Below are 16037 nucleotides of genomic sequence, written 5' to 3' on the forward strand. Positions count from 1 at the left end.
CGATCGAGCGTTACAAACGACTGCTGACACAGCGATTCGACACGCGAGACACCACCAGACCACATCATACACATGACCGACGATATCCGACTCTGTCGAACCTTCCAGACCGCACCGGCCGCCGTTCCCAAAGACGACTCGGCGAAGTACCTTCGCTCCGGCCTCGAGGCCGAGGGCTTCCAGGCCCCCGACTGGCTCGTCCCCGACATGGAAGACGGCACCGCGCCAAACATGAAAGACGAGGGCTTAGAGAACACGATCGACCTCGTCCCCGAGTACGATTTCGCCGGCGAGATCTGGCCCCGTGTCGAGTGGAGCTACGAGGACGCCTCCTTCCGCGACCGCGGCCGCGAGCAGATCGACCAGCTCGTCGGCGAGATCGGCGACGAACTCGAGGGCGTCGTCGTCCCCAAGGTCGGTCGCGTCGAGGACGTGAAACGCGCCGCCGAGGCCGTCGCAGAGGCCGAGGCCGAACACGGTTACGCCGACGGCTCGATCAAGCTCTCGATCATCGTCGAGACCGGCCGCGCCCGTTCTGATCTGCGCGAAATCTCCAAATTCGGCGAGGAGTCTCGGCTCACCGCCCTGGTCTTCGGCCCCGTCGACTACGCGGCCGAACTCGGCGCTCGCGACCTCGGCGACGGTCGCCCGCGCTGGGACGGTCTCCTTGAGACGCTCTCGAACGAGGCCAGCGCCGCGGACCTGCTCTGTATCGGCGGTCCGTTCGACGACCTCTTCAAGGAACGCGCCGGGCTGACCTACTACAACGCCGACGCCTACGCGGATCAGGTCGAACACGAGGCCCACCTCGGACTCGACGGCTCCTGGTCGCTCTACCCGAAGCAGACGATTCAGGCCAACACCGTCCACATGCCGACGCCCGACGAACTCGAACGCGACGTGAGCAAGATCGAACGGTTCAACGAGGCCAAGGCGGAGGGCACCGGCGCCGTCACGCTCGACGGCCAGATGGTCGACGAAGCCACGTTCAAGGTCTTCCGTAACACGGTCCAGCAGGTCCGTGCGATCGACGAGACCCGACCCGCCCAGACTGAGGAGTACTACGACGAGGACCTCCTCGAGCGCGCTCGCAACCTCGAACTCTCCTACCAGTAGGCGACGCGACCGACGCACCGAGGGGCGACCGATCGCGACGCTGGCCGATTTTCACCGACTCGACGAAGCTCCGTGTCGGTCCGGATCGAATCAGTGACCGGGACCGATACGTCACCGCCACCGATCGTCACGCTCCATCACACAACGACTTTACGCATTGACTGACTAGTCAGTCAGTCAGTATGTGGCGATCGAGTATCTCTCTCTCTCCGCCGTAGTCGGATTCCGTTCGCACTCGAGACCGAAACGAACGGACCGACGACAGCCAGTGCAGACGCGAGGACGACCGAGACGGCGACCATTGTCTCGGCGGGCCGTGGGGACGCTTGCGAACGACCGACCGACGGGTGAACGATGAGCACCGCCGGCGGTGATCGATCCGTCGACGTCACCGACGGCGAGTTGTTGAAGCCGATTCTCTTTCTGGCGATTCCGCTCGTTCTCACGCAGTTGCTGCAGGTCGCGTACAACGTCGCGGACACGTTCTGGGTCGGTCGGGTCGGCGCCGACGCCGTCGCGGCGATCTCCTTTGCGTTCCCGATCATCTTCCTCGTCATCAGCGTCGGCGGCGGATTCACCGTCGCCGGGACGATCCTGATCGCCCAGCACAAAGGTGCCGGCAACGACGAGAAGGTCGATCACGTCGTCGGACAGACGATGTCCTTCGTGTTGCTCGTCTCCATCGCGGCGTCGATCGTCGGTTACGTCTTCACGCCGCAGTTGCTCACGCTCGTCGGCGCGGAAGCCGGGAGCGACGTCCACGCAATGGCCGTCGCCTACACGCGGACCTGGTTCGTCGGAACGGTGACCGTTTTCGCTTTCTTCATGTTTCAGGCGCTGTTGCGCGGCTGGGGCGACACCCGGACGCCGCTGTACCTGATGACGATCAGCGTCGTGCTCAACATCGTTCTCGACCCGTTTCTCATCCTCGGCTTCGAGAACAACCCGGTCTTTTCGGTGCTCGGCCTGGGCGCCCTCGAGTCGACGCTCTACTCGCTGACCGGCTTTACCGGCCTCGACGTTCAGGGCGCTGCGATCGCGACGGTCTTCAGCCGAGCAGTCGGCGCCGCGGTCGGTATCTGGCTGCTCTTCTCGGGCGGGTTGGGCATCACGCCGTCGCTCTCGGCGTTTCGCCTCGAACTCGAGACCGTCCGGGAGATCGTCCACCTCGGCATTCCGGCGGGGATCGAACAGAGCACGCGCGCGCTGGGGCTGACGGTGCTGACGGCGCTCGTCGCCCTCGCCGGCTCGGACGCCGTCGCGGCCTTCGGCGTCGGCAGTCGCGTCTACGCCGTCTTCACCATGCTTTCACTCGGCATCGCCCAGGCGACGGAGGTGGTCGTCGGCCAGAATCTGGGCGCCGAGCAGACCACTCGTGCCCGCCGGGGGGTCCTGTTGAACGCGGGCATCATCGGCGGCGCGTTCGCCGCGATGAGCGTCGTCGTCTACGCGTTCGCACCGGAGATCATCGACGTCTTCCTCGCCGGCGAGGAGTCCCAGCACGTCATCGATATGGGCGCCGAGTTCCTGATGATCGTCGGCCCGACGTTTGCCTTCCTCGGGGTCTTCCAGATCCTGATGGGGGCGTTCCGCGGTAGCGGCAGCACGCGGATCGCGATGGCGTTCTCGATCCTCTCGCTGTGGCTCCTCCAGATTCCGGTCGCCTACGGCCTCATCGAGTGGGCCGGCATCGGCGAGACCGGCGTCTGGTACGCGATGGCGTTTTCGAACGTCGTGAGCGTCGTCATCGCCGGGTTCTGGTTCCTTCGGGGGACCTGGGCACGCGGCGTGGTCGAGCCAAACGCAACCCCGGCAGACTGACTCGTTCGGCCCGGACGTTTTGCTCGAGCGTCCGATGCCGACGGCGTTCGAGCGCTCGCTGGAGTTCGTTGCGCTCGACCTTGCTGGCGCTCTCGGGCTTGCTCGCGAAAGCACGTCAACCCCATCAGATCCGCGTTGCTCCTCACGTATTGTTCGTCGCAAAAACGGTGGGGAGGGGATTCGAACCCCTGAGGCTTGACAGCCACCTGCTCTCAAGGCAGGCGCGTTGGGCCGCTTCGCTACCCCACCGCATCACTCTCTTTTCCGTCCGTTCAAAAAGGGTTATCGGTCTGTCTCGGAGTGCGTTATGCTCGCTCGAGCGAGCCGTCTGGACCGACGCTGAGTCCCAGGTCGTCGATCACCGCAGCCGTGGCCTCGCCGCCCGGCGTTTCGGCGGCCGCTCGCGCCTCGAGCATCGCGATCGTTGCCCGAAACCCGGCAGGGGTTTCGATCGACGGCATCATCGGGGCGAAGCCGGTCCCCAGCTCCGCCTCGGCCGCGCGGTCAGCCAGCGTGGCCACACGGGGCGTCGTGTACGCGTCCGTGAAGTCGACGGGCGCTGCAAAGCCCGCGAGGTAGGTTTCCCCCTCCGTCGACGGTCCGAGTACCACGTCGTTGCGCCGAAGGGACATCGCGGCGCCGTCGATTTCGGTGCGTCGGACCAGCGGCGCCGTCGGCTCGAGGACGCCGACGCTGGTCGCGTCTTCGCGCTCGAGCAGGTGGGTGACGGTGTTTCCCACCCGCGCGGAGCGCGTCGAACCGACCTGTCGTTCGAACCGGACGCCGTCGCCGTCGGCGCCGCCTTCGCCGTCGCTTTCGGCACTGACCTCGGTGATTTTCCCGAGCGCGTCGACGGCCAGCGAGCGGATTTCGGCCTCCGGATCCGCACCGCCGTCGACGTACTCGTCCGGCACCGTCTCCCCGTCGCGGTAGTTGATCAGCAGGTCGCCGCCGCTCGAGGCGACGGCTCGGAGCACGTCGGCGACGGCGGCCTCGTAGAGGGAGACGGCCTCCGCGGGCGAGAGCGACGATTCGTCGACGAGCGACGGCAACACGAGCCCCTCGCGGGGCGGATCGACCGGAACGACGACGATCATACCAGTACTCGGCCGGCACGGTCCTTGAACGCGGCGCTTTCGGCAGTCGATTCGAACGCCGACGCGACTCGGGTGAATTATAGTGATGGAACGTACAGGACGGAGTATGGACGAACAAACCGTCTCGCGATCGGTTCCCGGTTCGGTGGGACTGCTCGGCGTGTTGAGTATCGTCGCCCTCGCGGTTCTCGGTCTGTGGGCGGCCGTCGACGGCTTCGCCGGCGACGGGTCGGAGTACCTCGCGCCGTCGCTCGGCGTCTTCGCCGTGACGGCCGTCGTCGTCGTCGCGCTCGCGGCCTCGGGCGCCCGCTCCAAGCAATGGCGTGAGGGGCCGTACTGGTAACCACGGCGGCTACGCCGCGACAGCACCGACGTTCAGCTACCGTTCCTGGCGCCCCTTCGTCTGTCGATAGTCCGACGCCATCAGATCGACGAACGCCTCGAGCCACGCCTGGGTCTGATCGTCGGTCTGCTCGCGCGGGTCGATCATCGGCACGAGTTCGAAGCCGCGGCCCCGGATCCGCCGGCCGTGGTCGGCCGGCAACGAGAGCTCCTCGGCCGGCGTCGTCGTGTACTCGACGCCGAGTTCGGACAGCGCCCGCTCGCCGACCGGAATCAGGATTTCGGGGTTGATCATCCGGATCTCGGCGTTGAGATAGGGCTCGCAGTTGCCGATCTCCTCGTCGGTCGGTCGCCGAACGGGGTCGCGACACCGCGTGAGGTTCGTCAGGTAGACGTTCTCGACGGCGGGTTCGTCAGCCGGCGACGTCGAATCGCAAAGCCCCAGTCGCTCGAGGATGCGCCGGAGCGTGGTTCCCGACTCCGGCTCTGACTCTGACTCTGACTCCGATTCCGTCTCCGTCTTCGGTGCCGCGAAGGGAACTCCACGCTCGTCCGCGCTCGGCGTCGGTCGCTCGCCGACGAACAGGAAGTCGGCGGCGACGTCTCCGTAGCCGTGGACCACCTGCGTGCGCGTCTCACAGAGCGCCGGGCAGTTCCGACACGCCTCGTCCATCCCGTACGGGTTCGATCGCGATCGCTGATTCGCGTCCACACTCGAGTCTCGCGGTAGACGGGGAAAAACGCCGCGGCTACGAGCGGCGGCTGATCGGTGCGGCTACAAGCGGTGGTAAGCAATTCGCTCAGCTCGTACGGGGATCAGAAACGACGCGGACCGACGGGGAACGGTTAAAAGTCAGCCGAAAAGGCCGACGTTGGAACGACGAGGGTTGCTGTCTCAGAGCCGGAACCCCCCTCTGGCAACGACTGGTGTTCCACCCTCGTCATCGAAGAGAACGTCGGTTATTCTGAAAGCTCTACTCCCCAAGTATGTTGGGTTTGAGTACTGCTAACAGCACACTCTCACCGCCGATCTGCGCTCGAGCGCTCGAGACTCACCGCCAAAAAACGGGTGCAGTCAGATCGGCCGGACCGGATCGGGTCGACTCGACTCGAGGCGTCCGGGCGGTCGAGTCAGTCAGTTGTGACAGCCGCAGTCGTCGGCAGTCTCGTTTCCGCTTCGAGTCGATGTTCCGTTCTGAGTCGGTTTCTCGCTCCGGTCCGCGTTCCCGTCTCGGTTCGGCTTCCCGTTCTGATTCGACTTCTTGTCTCGAACCGGCTTCCCGTTCGGATCTGGTTTTTCGTCTCGAGTCGGTTTTGGCTCGGGCTCCTCCTTTACGTCCGGCTCGTCGGGCTCGGGGTCCGGCTCCACGCCCGGATCGTCCGGTGCCGGTTCGTCGTCGCGGAAGCTGATATCGTCGTCGTCGACATCGGGGGCGTCGAGTTCGGGATCGTCGATGATCCAGACGCTATCGCTCGTAAACGTTCCGTCGCCGGTGATCACCCAGGGGACGATCGCGCAGGTGTGACAGAGTCCGCCGTCGACCGAGAGCGTCGCGGTATCCGACGCGCCGGCGACGTCGCTCACGCCGAGGATGACGTCCGCCTGCGTGAGCCACCAGACGACGCGATCGAGGTTCCCGTCGGGATCGGTGACGTCGATCTCGAGGTCGAGCGACGCGTCGGTGCCGACCTCGAGGACGCCCGGGGCCGGGCGGGCGGCGTCGATGACGGGATCGGCGAGCCCGCCGGCCTCGACGGTTACGGTCCAGCTCGTGCGGTACTGCTCGTCGTCGACGGTGACGCCGGCGACGACCTCGTAGGTGCCCGGTTCCGCGAACGTCTCCTGCCAGTAGTGGGCGTTTTGCTCGGCGTAGTACTCGCCTTGCCACGGGGTGAGCGAGTCGCCGACGAACTCGCCGTCGACCCACCAGGCCGTCTCCTGGAAGATGTCGGGATCGGGGTCGATGGCGCCGACCTCGAAATGAACCGTGGTGTCGGGTTCGACGGTGAGTTGCGGGTCGGGAAACGTCAGTTCCGGATCGATCTCCTCGGCCGGAAGCACCGTCACCGTCGCCGTATCGGCGTCCGTCTCGGTTTCCGCGCGAAGCTCGAGCGTCTCTTCCGTCGCGACCGGTTCGGTTCGACGCCCGCTCGCGAACGGCTGTTCCGACTCACCGGGCTCGAGTGTCACCGTGACGGCGCCGGCCGGCTCGCCGTCGACGGTGTACTCGACCGTCGTCGTAATTGTTTCGTCGGTGTCGTTCGTCAACTCGACGGTCCATTGGAGGAGTGCGCCACCGACGACCGTCTCCGGGACGTCGACGATTTCGACGGTGGCACCGGCGCCGTCGCCGGCATCCGCGCCAGCGTCGTCAGCTGTCTGTGCGTCGGCGGGCGTCTCTTGCCGACGCGTCGATCCGACCGCGGTTCCGGCTGCCGTCGCCGGGACGATACTACCGATTGCGACCCCTCGAAGAAGTGTGCGCCTGTTCACGTGTCGTTCACTCGTAACGGTCACTGCGGCGAAATCGATGAAAAGTCCGCCCTACCGTTGTTCTCACAAATTAGCTATTGTGAATACATGAGCACTCCGGCAGATCGGATGGTGGAGACTACAGGACTGTTGGCTCCGGTTAACACGGCTAAATCGAACCGAAAGACGGCGCCGCCGACCGTCACTACTCCGAGGCTACACGTCGGGAATCCGACCGGCACCGAACTGATACTGTCTCCGTCACCGACGGGACGGCGACGCTCACTCGTTCCGTCTCGCAATTCTGGCGTCTCCGGTCAACGCGTCGACGTGGACGTGAACGTCGGCCGCGTCGAGTTCGAGGGGGACGATCCAGGAAGCGCTGGTTCGATGTGGTGCGTCGATGAGAACGGGGTCGTCGGGCTCGAGTCCCTCGTCTGCGGCGAGGGCTTCTCGAGCGATGCGTTCGGCCTCGTCGGCGTCTTCGATGCGGACGTCTTCGCTGAGGCGGACGGTGACCACGGGAACGTCGGCCATCCGAACGATCCGTTCCGTGACGCTCCCGACGAGCACGCGATCGAGACCCGTCCGGCCCTGCGTTCCCATGACGATCATATCGATATCGTACTCGTCGGCGTAGGCGATGATTTCTTCGTGGGGAACGCCCGTTTCGACCGTCGTTTGCACGGGAACGCCCGCCCGAACGGCTTCGGTTTCGACGCGCGTGACCGCACGGTCCGCGACGTCGATCGCGGCGTCGCTCTGGAGCGTTCCGAGCGGCCCCTCGGGAACGACCGACAGCGCGTGAACGGTCCCGCCGAACTGCTCGGCGATCGTCAGACCGTGGGTGATCGACTGTCGGGTCCCGTCGCTTCCGTCCGTCGGAACGAGTACGTCCTGGTACATCCTAGCGGTCGTTAGGAGTGCGAACTCATATATCCTGAGCCAACAGTTGGGTGGCCGGGACGGACGGCGCGGTTGCTCGGGGTGTGGCCGTCGCTCGGGCCGACCGCGACCGAGGGAACGCTTTATCCGCGTCGGATCGAATCCGTTCGTATGGACGTCCAGCACACCGCGATTCGAGTCTCGGATCTCGAAGCGACCCGCGAGTTCTACGAGGAGGGCCTCGGCCTCGAGTACAGTCAGGATTTTCAGACTGAATCGGGGGTCCACAACTACTACGTGACTGGCGACGATCTCGATACCGAGTTGCAGTTCGTCTCCGACCCCGACGCCGACGACGTCGATCCTGCGGGAATCGTTCACCTCGCCATCCGTGTCGACGATGTCGACGAAACGTTCGACGCGCTCGTCGAAGCGGTCGATCCGTCGGTCGCCGGCGAGCCGACGACGATCGAACCCGCGAACGCCCGCGCCGCGTTCGTCGAGGATCCGGACGGGTACGAAGTGGAGCTATTCTCGCCGCTCGAGTGAAACGGTCGGCTGTACCGACGTCCGACGTGACGTCCCGGTGCAGCTGCAGGCTGGGACCGCCGGACCGAGAGAGTCGTTACAGCGACGCGACCAGGCTCGGAGGGGCCTCGACGACGACGGCCCGAAAATCGGCAGCCGGCTCGGTCTTTGACAATCTTTTTTACGGTACACGCAAACATATCGCACGGAGTATGACAAATCTTGTCACAAATCTCGCGGCCGCCGTTGAGGAATACGGCGAGAATACCGCGATCGGATATCAGGGATCCGAAACGAGCTACGAGGAGTTCTGGGGACAGACGGGTGCGTTCGCCGCCGCACTCGAGGAACGCGGTGTGGGTGCCGACGATCGGGTAGCGATCTATCTCCCGAACGTCCCGCCGTTTCTGATCGCCTTCCACGGGACGCTTCGCGTCGGTGGGGTCGTCGTCCCGATGAACCCGCAGTACAAGGCCCGCGAGATCGGGCACCTGCTCTCCGACAGCGAGGCGAAGGTGGTCGTCACGCTGTCCGATCTCGTTCCGTTCGTCACGGAAGTACAGGACGAGACGAGCGTCGAACACGTCGTCAGCGTCGATGGGGACGCCGACGGCGCCACCGCGCTCGAGGAGTTCCTCGAGCCGGCCGATCCGGACGTCGTCGATCGAGCGGACGACGACATCGCCGTCCAGCCCTACACGTCCGGGACGACCGGACAGCCAAAGGGCGTCCAGTTGACCCACGGGAACCTCGCGTCGAACGCGAACGCGGCGTCGAAGCTGATTCCGGACGGAATCCGACCCGACGACAAATCGCTCGGCGTGCTCCCGCTGTTTCACATCTACGGGATGACAGTCGTGATGAACGCCTCGCTGTTCAACGGCGGCGCGTTCTATCCGCTGCCGGAGTGGGACGCCCAGCAGGCGGTCTCGCTCATCGAAGACGAGGAGTTGACCATCATGCACGGCGTGCCGGCGATGTACAACGACGTGATCAACCAGCCGAACGCCGAGGAGTTCGACCTCTCGTCGGTCCGGCTCTGTGGCGTCGGCGGCTCTGGCATTCCGGTCGAAGTCCTGCGCAAGTTCGAGGAGCTGTACGAACCGAAGGTCTACGAAGGATACGGGCTGACTGAAACGAGCCCGATCACGCACTTCAACAGCCCGATCGAGGGCCGGCGCGTCGGCAGCATCGGCAAGACCGTTCCCGGCGTCGAGTCGAAGGTCGTCACGGAGGAGTTCGAGGCGGTCGACCCGATCGAGGAAGGCCCCATCGACGAGGAGGAAGCGGATCTCCACGACATTACCGGCGAAATCGTCGTCTCCGGCCCGAACGTGATGACGGGGTACTACGGACTGCCCGAGGCCAACGAGGAGGCCTTCACCGAGGAAGACGGCACGCGCTGGTTCCACACCGGCGACATCGGCTACCGCGACGAGGACGGCTTCTTCTACGTCGTCGACCGCGAGAAGCACATGATCGTCACCGGCGGCTACAACGTCTACCCGCGTGAAGTCGAGGAGTTGCTCTTCGAACACGAGGCCGTCGCCGACGCCGCCGTCGCGGGCATTCCCGACGAACGCCGCGGCGAGACCGTCAAGGCGTTCATCGTCCCCACGCCGGACGCCGACGTCACCGAAGACGAGATCAAGGAGTACTGCCTGACCAACCTCGCGGAGTACAAACATCCCCGCGAGGTCGAGTTCGTCGAGGAACTGCCACGCACGACGACGGGCAAGGTCCAGAAGTTCAAGCTCCGCGAGGGCGATGACGACGACTCGGAGGTGGCCGAATAATGGCCCTCGGCGACGCCGTCCTCCTCGAGATCGAAGCGGACGGCCCGGCGACGATCACGCTCAACCAACCCGACCGGCGAAACGCCCTCTCCGCGGAAATCAGTGCGGGTATCACCGAAGCGTTAGACGAGATCGAGGGCAGCGACGCCCGCTGCGTCGTCATCGAGGGCTCCGGCGGATCGTTCTCGGCCGGCGGCGACATCGAGCGGATGATCGAGGCCATCGAAGACGACGTTCCCGCCGACGAACGGGTTCGCCGCCTCGAGCGCTCGACGAACGAATTGATGACCCGACTGGTCGATTTCCCGATTCCGACGATCGCGGCGATCGACGGCCCTGCCGTCGGCGCGGGTGCGAACCTCGCGATCGCCTGTGACGTCCAGCTGGCCAGCGAGTCGGCTGCCTTCGGCTTCGTCTTCCGACAGGTCGGCCTGAGCGTCGACGCCGGCACCTCCTACCTGCTGCCCCGGATCGTCGGCGAAAACGTCGCCAAAGAACTCGTCCTGACCGGCGAGATCTTCGGCACCGACCGCGCGACGGAACTCGGCCTGGTCAACCACGTCTACGACGACGACGAGTTCGACGAGAAGGTCGACGAGTTCGTCGAGACGGTCGTCTCCGGCCCGCCGATCGCGCTGCGCCACGCCAACCGGCTGGTCGGCGAAGGCCTCGACAAATCCCTCGAGCAGGCCCTGACCGACGAGGCGGTCGCCCAGGGGATCGTCTTCGAGACCGCAGACCACGCGGAGGGCGTCAACGCCTTCCTCGAGGACCGCGATCCCGAGTTCGACGGTCGGTAAGCGGTCCGCTCACTCGGATCGAACCGATCGTTTCCGGACTGTCATCGACGTTAGCGCTATACTACAATTCGAACAGTCCCGTTTTGAATCGATGCCGGCCGCTTAAATCGCCCCCACGAGAGAGTACTGACAATGGATTCACGTGAGGAGGAGATCGTTCGGTTGCTCACCGACGCGACCAATCGAGCGATCCTCACCGTCCTCGAAGATTCGACCCACGGACTCCTCGTCGAAGAGCTCGCAGAACGACTCGTTTCACGGGACGACGGCAGCCTGGGAGTTACCGCCGGCGACGACTCCCTCGAGCGGGTGATCATATCGCTGCATCACAAACACCTCCCGAAACTCGATGAAGTCGACCTGCTCGAGTACGATCGCACCGAAAACGTCGTTCGCCGCGGCGGGCGGACGACGGTCGACGCCGACTGGGTGGACGTCGACGCCCTCGGCGACCTGCTCGCCCGGTTTCAAAACCGCGGTCGGTCAGCCGACGATCCGATTCAGCTCGTAGAGGGCCGCGAACAGGCCTACGAGTACGGGCGCGAGCTGGCTGACGACGCCGACGACGAGCTCTTCCTGATCTACGCCTCTTCGGATTTGCTCGACGATGCCTGCTTGCCACACGCCGAACACGCCATCGACCGCGGCGTCGAGTTCTACGCCGGAACGAAGAGCAAGGACGCGCGGACGTTCTTCCGGGAGGAGCTTCCGAGGGCGACGGTCTGGGACCCGCAGTTCGACTGGCTGTACCCGCAGTCGGAGTATCCGAAAGTGAGTCGACTCATCGTCGCCGACCGCGAGAAGGCCCTCGTCGGCCTCTGGGACGAGGATCGAGACGGATCACGGACCGAGGTCGCGATGGTCGGCGAGGGCGCGGCTAATCCGCTGGTCGTCCTCGTCCGCGAGCTGCTGGGACCACGGCTCGACCACCTCGATTACCAGAGCGACGAGTTTCTCGACGACCTCCCCTTCGAGGGATAATCCTCGCTCGAGAGGGTCGTTCCGAAGTGACGAACGCCTCTATCATACGAGCCACGACCCCGAATCTATAGAGAACTATCGAATATCACGTACGACTGGCGAAGAAATTACGCTTCGTCGGACGAGAGAACGCTTGGTTCGGGCGTCAACCGTCGACCGCCGACGGCTCGATCAACTATCCGGCGGGTGGGCCGATCCGTGCTGTGACGAGCCATCCGGCGGCGAAACCAGCGTCGAGACGCGCGCGTTTTCCTTGAGCCGAAGTCCGCCGTCGGCGACCGATAGCGGAATCAACGGCAGATGTGACGCGACCATCAGCGAGGGGTGAGAGCCGCCTCGGGCGAGCAGTTCGTTTCGAGGCTGTAGCCGAATCGGCTCCGCGGGATCCGTCAGAAACTCGTTGTGCTGGAGGACGTACTGGCCGCCCTCGAGGTCCCACCAGCCGTACTCGTCGTCTGGGTTCCGGAGTTCGGTCGCCACCGGCTCGAGGTCGGCGTCCTCGAGTTCGTCACCGCCGAAGTCGAGCCGACCGGGGCCGGCAACCTCGTAGACCGCGCTGACGGTGAGATCGATCCCGTGTTCGTGGACCTGTACCGGTTCGTACACGAGGTTGTCGACCACCTCGGCGAGCGGATTCGTGGCGGACATTTCGGTCCAACTGACGGTTTCGAGGAGCAAAAAACGTGTCCTCGAGCGTCCGACTGAGCGATTCGTACGGAGTGTCGTCTCTCTCTCTCGCGTCGTTCCCGTCCGAGACGCAACTGCTCCGGTGTTTGCCGCTGTCCCCCGAAGGGCCCGCCCTCGAGCCGGTGGCGACTGTGTCTGCGGTTCCGGCTCGGCAACCGATCGACTACCGCCGGCTCCGACCGATTCGAGCCGAATACCAGCGCATTGACGACAGATCACGTGAACTCGAATCGAAGCTCGACGACACACTCGAGCGCGTCGACGACCTCGAGACGCTCGACGCCGAACCCGATCGATCGACGCTCACCGCGCCCGTCGCCGGCGGAACGCTCGTATTGGCCGGCGAGGTGGCAATCGGCGCGGCTGCGGTGGTGTGCGGACTCCTCTTGCTCGCCGTCGCCGTCAGTCGATGATGGCCGGGACCCGACCGCTTACGTTTCGTCCTGCCGAATCCCGTCGTCTTTGACGTTCGGTGCGCCGACGACCAGAACGCGGCTCTCCTCGACGGCCCGAAGCTGGCGCCACGACTCCGGCGGCACCACGAGGACGTCCCCGCGAGTGAGTTCGACGACGTCGCGCTCGTTCTCGCGTTCGACGGTCACGTCGACGGTACCCTCGAGGACGACGTACAGTTCCTCCTGTTCGCCCTGGCGGTGGTAGGCGTTTTCCTCGCCCTTCGCGTACTCCCAGACGCTCGGGCGCATCTCGTCGGGCTGAAGTTCCAGTCCGATCGGGAGCAGCGTCGGCGCTTCGTCCTCGAGTTCGCGCGGCTCGACGGCGTCGATATCGGTCAGCGAGTACATACGCCGGGGTTCAACGAACGGCGGCAAAAAACCGAGGTCGTCGCTCGCAGTGGTGGCCCGTACTCCGTCGCTCGCTACCCGTGAATCGGCTCGACGTTGCGCATCTCGCCCCCGCAGCGCCGGCAGGTACCGACCATCGCGTCCATGACCGTCTCCCGGTGATCACAGGTGACGCATTCGTACTCGAGTGGCTCGGCAAGTGTCATATGTCATCATCATACTTGATGCGTGTTAACTCTTTCCGCGGTAAACGGTTCGGCGCTGCGCGTTCACTCGACGAGCCGAAGGACGACGCCCAGCGCGGTCGCGGCGACGATCGACGCCGCGAGCAAGCCGAACGCGGGTCGGAAGCCGACGATTTCAGAGAGGGTTCCGACGATGGCGGGGGCGACCGCGCCCGCGCCCATCAGCAGCGTTCGAACGACGCCGAGTCCGCCGCCGGTGACGTCGTCGGGAATCGCCGACGCCAGGTAGGCGCCTCTGACCGGTCGAAAGCCGTGGGCGCCGATCCCGACGGCGACCAGCGCGGCGCCGAGGGTGATCGGGCCGGCTGTTCCGGTCAGCGCGACGAACGAGATCAGGGCGACCGACGCGAGGCCGAGCGTTCCGACGACCAGCGTCAGGCGACCGACCCGATCGCTGAGGTCGCCGGTTACGAGCTGGACCAGACTCGCGAGAAAGAGCGCGCTGTAGAGCAAGCCGGCGGTGGCGTCGGTCAACCCGGCTTCCTGGGTGAGATACAGCGGAGCGAACGCGACGAACCCGTTGTAGGTGAACGAAAACAGCACCGTCAGGAGCGCGAAGAGGGCGAACCGACGGTCGCGAAACAGCGTCGCGTACTGTGCGATGCCGGCGGCGGATGCGGCGCCGGTGGCGGCGTCACCGGTCGTCTCGTCGGGAACGCGTCGGGGAACCAGCAGTCGGAACGCGACGGCGAGGACGATCGCCACCGCGCCGGCGACGAGAAAGATGAGCCGCCAGCTCGCGCCGAAAGCGTAGGAGACCCCGGCGACGGCGACGATCGCGGCCGGTGCGACCACGCCGCCGAAGGCGCCGAAGGTGTCGAGGACGCCGAGCGCTCGCCCCGTCCGCGAGGGGTACGCTCGAGAGAGCAGTCGCACGGCGACGGTCTTGTGCGCGCCGGTGCCAGCGCCCATGACGAGCATCGCGGCGACGAGGACGGGAAACGGCGAGTCGACGACGAGCGCGAGCGCGGCCACGCCCGCAACGAGCGCGCCGGCGGTGACGACGACGACCGATCCGAACCGATCCGCGAGCACGCCGGAGGGAAACTGCATCGCCGCGTAGACGAGCATGAACCCGGTAAACGCCGCCCCGAGCGCGGCGTTGGAGACGCCGTAGCTCGTCTGAAAGGCGTCGAACAGCGGCGGAAACGCGTACCGAAGGAACTTCGCCAGAAACCAGATCGCCGCCGTCACGAGGAGCACGTCGTACCGGACGAGCCGACCGGGCATCTCTCGAGTGGACATCTCGAACCGTCGAGTGGTACGCGACCGAACGGCGGAATAGCCACCGATTCGGCCGTCGATGACCTCGCGTTTCATCTCTCGTATCCCGCTCCGTCACGGTGTAGTGCGATCTCGCGTTGCGTCTCGAGCGCGTCGTCAGCGCGTAACTGTGTGGTTATACCACATACTAATTATAATAGATCTTAACCGGTTAAACCTATATGATCGTTCCTGATAGATCTGGGCACGAATGGCAGTCAATACGACGACAAACTGGTCCGACCCGATCACGTGTCCGTTCTGTGGCGACGAACTCGACTCACCGGGTGCCGGGTTCGTCGACCACATCGACGACAACGCCGACTGCGAGGCCGGCTTCGAACAGTGGCGACAGAATATCGCCGGCGACATCACCGGCGAGTGGGCGGGCTGAGCGGCGTTCCTCGAGTTCGATCGATTCGGATTCGCTCATCGCGTCTTCGTTGCGTCGTTTTCACCGCTCGAGAGCCGGTCGTTTTCCAGCAGTTGCTGGGACGAACGGCCGTCGCGTTCGTACTACGAGTGTCACGACTGCGGTCATCGGGAGACGAACGAGACACTCTCGTCGTGTCCGAACTGTGGCGGGCGGGTACGTGTAACATCGTGGCCGCCAGAGAATAGGGAGATGCGGACAGCGTCGCTCGCGGTCAGTCGAAATCCGGCAGATCCTCCGGCGGTTCGTACTCGGCCTCCCAGTCGATATACTCGTCTTTGAGGACGACCGAGACGACCTGTCCGAACTCCGTGAGTTCGGCGTTGATCGAGGACACGGTTCCCCAGGTGTCCAATCCGGGGTGGTACTCCCGTTCCTGCCAGTCTTCCGGAATTCCCGGCGCGTGATAGCCGACTCTGTCGGCGAAATCGTCCCAGAAGAAGTCGAAGCCGGCGAAGAGATCGAGATCGCGGGTGATCTCGTACTCTCGCTCCTCGAGATCGGTGTCCGCCCGCCACTCCTCGAACGCCTCCTCCCAGGCGCCTTCCTCGAGGAACGCCTGTAACTCCTCGCGACGGTAGTCGACGTCGCCCTCGGCGCTGATCGTCGCGTCGTCGTACTCGTTCGGGTCGACGAAGTCCAGTTCCGGCGGCTCGGGGGGTTCGACCTCGAGTGTCATGGACGAACGTAGGGCAGGTCGGCGGATAAGAATTCCCACCTCGGGATCGCCGGTGGTCGACCGTCGCTGTCGGTCGTGCCCGTCCCCT

The 16037-nt window shown here is 65.0% G+C and carries 18 protein-coding genes, 1 tRNA gene and 1 pseudogene; 10 read left to right on the forward strand and 10 right to left on the reverse strand.

What is annotated here, in order from left to right; all coding sequences use genetic code 11:
- Positions 1-72 precede the first annotated feature (72 nt).
- The gene (citE, locus tag C493_RS01325) at positions 73-1116 is read left to right on the forward strand and encodes an L-malyl-CoA/beta-methylmalyl-CoA lyase (RefSeq protein WP_007257585.1); all 1044 of its coding nucleotides are present in this window, start codon (positions 73-75) and stop codon (positions 1114-1116) included.
- 354 nt (positions 1117-1470) lie between these two features.
- A complete protein-coding gene (locus C493_RS01330; protein ID WP_007257586.1) occupies positions 1471-2937 on the forward strand; it encodes an MATE family efflux transporter in 1467 nt (488 codons plus the stop codon).
- 165 nt (positions 2938-3102) lie between these two features.
- Here C493_RS01330 and C493_RS01335 read toward each other — a convergent pair.
- Together C493_RS01335 and C493_RS01340 are read right to left on the reverse strand one after the other, a co-directional pair.
- Positions 3103-3186, reverse strand: a tRNA-Ser gene (locus C493_RS01335).
- 56 nt (positions 3187-3242) lie between these two features.
- The gene (locus tag C493_RS01340) at positions 3243-4034 is read right to left on the reverse strand and encodes a glycosyltransferase family protein (protein WP_007257587.1); all 792 of its coding nucleotides are present in this window, start codon (positions 4032-4034) and stop codon (positions 3243-3245) included.
- A 106-nt stretch (positions 4035-4140) separates the two neighbouring features.
- Here C493_RS01340 and C493_RS01345 point away from each other — a divergent pair, with 106 nt between their 5' ends.
- On the forward strand, positions 4141-4377 hold the full coding sequence (locus tag C493_RS01345; protein WP_007257588.1) for a hypothetical protein: 237 nt from the start codon (positions 4141-4143) through the stop codon (positions 4375-4377).
- Between the two features lie 36 nt (positions 4378-4413).
- Here C493_RS01345 and C493_RS01350 read toward each other — a convergent pair whose 3' ends face one another.
- The 3 genes from C493_RS01350 to C493_RS01360 all read right to left on the reverse strand — a co-directional run bounded on the left by C493_RS01350 (position 4414) and on the right by C493_RS01360 (position 7755).
- Positions 4414-5088, reverse strand: coding sequence for a uracil-DNA glycosylase (locus tag C493_RS01350; RefSeq protein WP_007257589.1), 675 nt, complete (start codon positions 5086-5088; stop codon positions 4414-4416).
- A 423-nt stretch (positions 5089-5511) separates the two neighbouring features.
- On the reverse strand, positions 5512-6870 hold the full coding sequence (locus tag C493_RS01355; RefSeq protein WP_193787887.1) for a hypothetical protein: 1359 nt from the start codon (positions 6868-6870) through the stop codon (positions 5512-5514).
- Positions 6871-7131: 261 nt separating this feature from the next.
- Positions 7132-7755, reverse strand: coding sequence for a universal stress protein (locus C493_RS01360; protein WP_007257591.1), 624 nt, complete (start codon positions 7753-7755; stop codon positions 7132-7134).
- A 150-nt stretch (positions 7756-7905) separates the two neighbouring features.
- Between C493_RS01360 and C493_RS01365 the strand changes: the two genes are divergently transcribed.
- From C493_RS01365 to C493_RS01380, 4 genes are all read left to right on the forward strand, one after another.
- Complete coding sequence (locus tag C493_RS01365) at positions 7906-8283, forward strand: VOC family protein (RefSeq protein ID WP_007257592.1); 378 nt, start codon at positions 7906-7908, stop codon at positions 8281-8283.
- 191 nt (positions 8284-8474) lie between these two features.
- Positions 8475-10058, forward strand: a complete 1584-nt coding sequence (locus tag C493_RS01370) for a long-chain-fatty-acid--CoA ligase (RefSeq protein ID WP_007257593.1) — start codon at positions 8475-8477, stop codon at positions 10056-10058.
- Positions 10058-10858 carry an enoyl-CoA hydratase-related protein gene (locus C493_RS01375; protein WP_007257594.1) on the forward strand — a complete coding sequence of 267 codons (801 nt, stop codon included), beginning with the start codon at positions 10058-10060 and terminating at the stop codon, positions 10856-10858. Before C493_RS01370 ends, C493_RS01375 begins: the two co-directional genes overlap by 1 nt.
- 132 nt (positions 10859-10990) lie before the next feature.
- Positions 10991-11839, forward strand: coding sequence for a DUF7344 domain-containing protein (locus C493_RS01380; RefSeq protein WP_007257595.1), 849 nt, complete (start codon positions 10991-10993; stop codon positions 11837-11839).
- Between the two features lie 171 nt (positions 11840-12010).
- On the opposite strand, the gene C493_RS01385 is transcribed toward C493_RS01380, so the two are convergent.
- Positions 12011-12487 (reverse strand): dCTP deaminase, encoded by a 477-nt coding sequence (locus C493_RS01385; RefSeq protein ID WP_086009947.1) that lies wholly within the window; start codon positions 12485-12487, stop codon positions 12011-12013.
- A 170-nt stretch (positions 12488-12657) separates the two neighbouring features.
- Between C493_RS01385 and C493_RS01390 the strand changes: the two genes are divergently transcribed.
- Entirely contained in the window at positions 12658-12939 is a 282-nt protein-coding gene (locus C493_RS01390; protein ID WP_152421074.1) for a hypothetical protein, read from the forward strand.
- A gap of 18 nt (positions 12940-12957) precedes the next feature.
- On the opposite strand, the gene C493_RS01395 is transcribed toward C493_RS01390, so the two are convergent.
- The 3 genes from C493_RS01395 to C493_RS01400 form a co-directional block, all read right to left on the reverse strand.
- Complete coding sequence (locus C493_RS01395) at positions 12958-13329, reverse strand: cupin domain-containing protein (protein WP_007257598.1); 372 nt, start codon at positions 13327-13329, stop codon at positions 12958-12960.
- 74 nt (positions 13330-13403) lie between these two features.
- Positions 13404-13535, reverse strand: a complete 132-nt coding sequence (locus C493_RS22490; RefSeq protein ID WP_007257599.1) for a rubrerythrin-like domain-containing protein — start codon at positions 13533-13535, stop codon at positions 13404-13406.
- Between the two features lie 63 nt (positions 13536-13598).
- Positions 13599-14819, reverse strand: a complete 1221-nt coding sequence (locus C493_RS01400) for an MFS transporter (RefSeq protein WP_049889069.1) — start codon at positions 14817-14819, stop codon at positions 13599-13601.
- Positions 14820-15048: 229 nt separating this feature from the next.
- Here C493_RS01400 and C493_RS01405 point away from each other — a divergent pair, with 229 nt between their 5' ends.
- Together C493_RS01405 and C493_RS24180 are read left to right on the forward strand one after the other, a co-directional pair.
- The gene (locus tag C493_RS01405; RefSeq protein WP_007257601.1) at positions 15049-15231 is read left to right on the forward strand and encodes a DUF7501 family protein; all 183 of its coding nucleotides are present in this window, start codon (positions 15049-15051) and stop codon (positions 15229-15231) included.
- 150 nt (positions 15232-15381) lie between these two features.
- A pseudogene (locus C493_RS24180) lies at positions 15382-15552 on the forward strand (hypothetical protein); the annotation flags it as partial.
- Here the strand turns inward: C493_RS24180 and C493_RS01410 are convergent.
- Complete coding sequence (locus C493_RS01410) at positions 15485-15949, reverse strand: hypothetical protein (protein ID WP_007257602.1); 465 nt, start codon at positions 15947-15949, stop codon at positions 15485-15487. The pseudogene C493_RS24180 and the gene C493_RS01410 sit on opposite strands and share 68 nt — an antisense overlap.
- Positions 15950-16037: the final 88 nt, after the last annotated feature.

Origin of the sequence: Natronolimnohabitans innermongolicus JCM 12255, from assembly GCF_000337215.1 — an archaeon.
GTDB lineage: Archaea > Halobacteriota > Halobacteria > Halobacteriales > Natrialbaceae > Natronolimnohabitans > Natronolimnohabitans innermongolicus.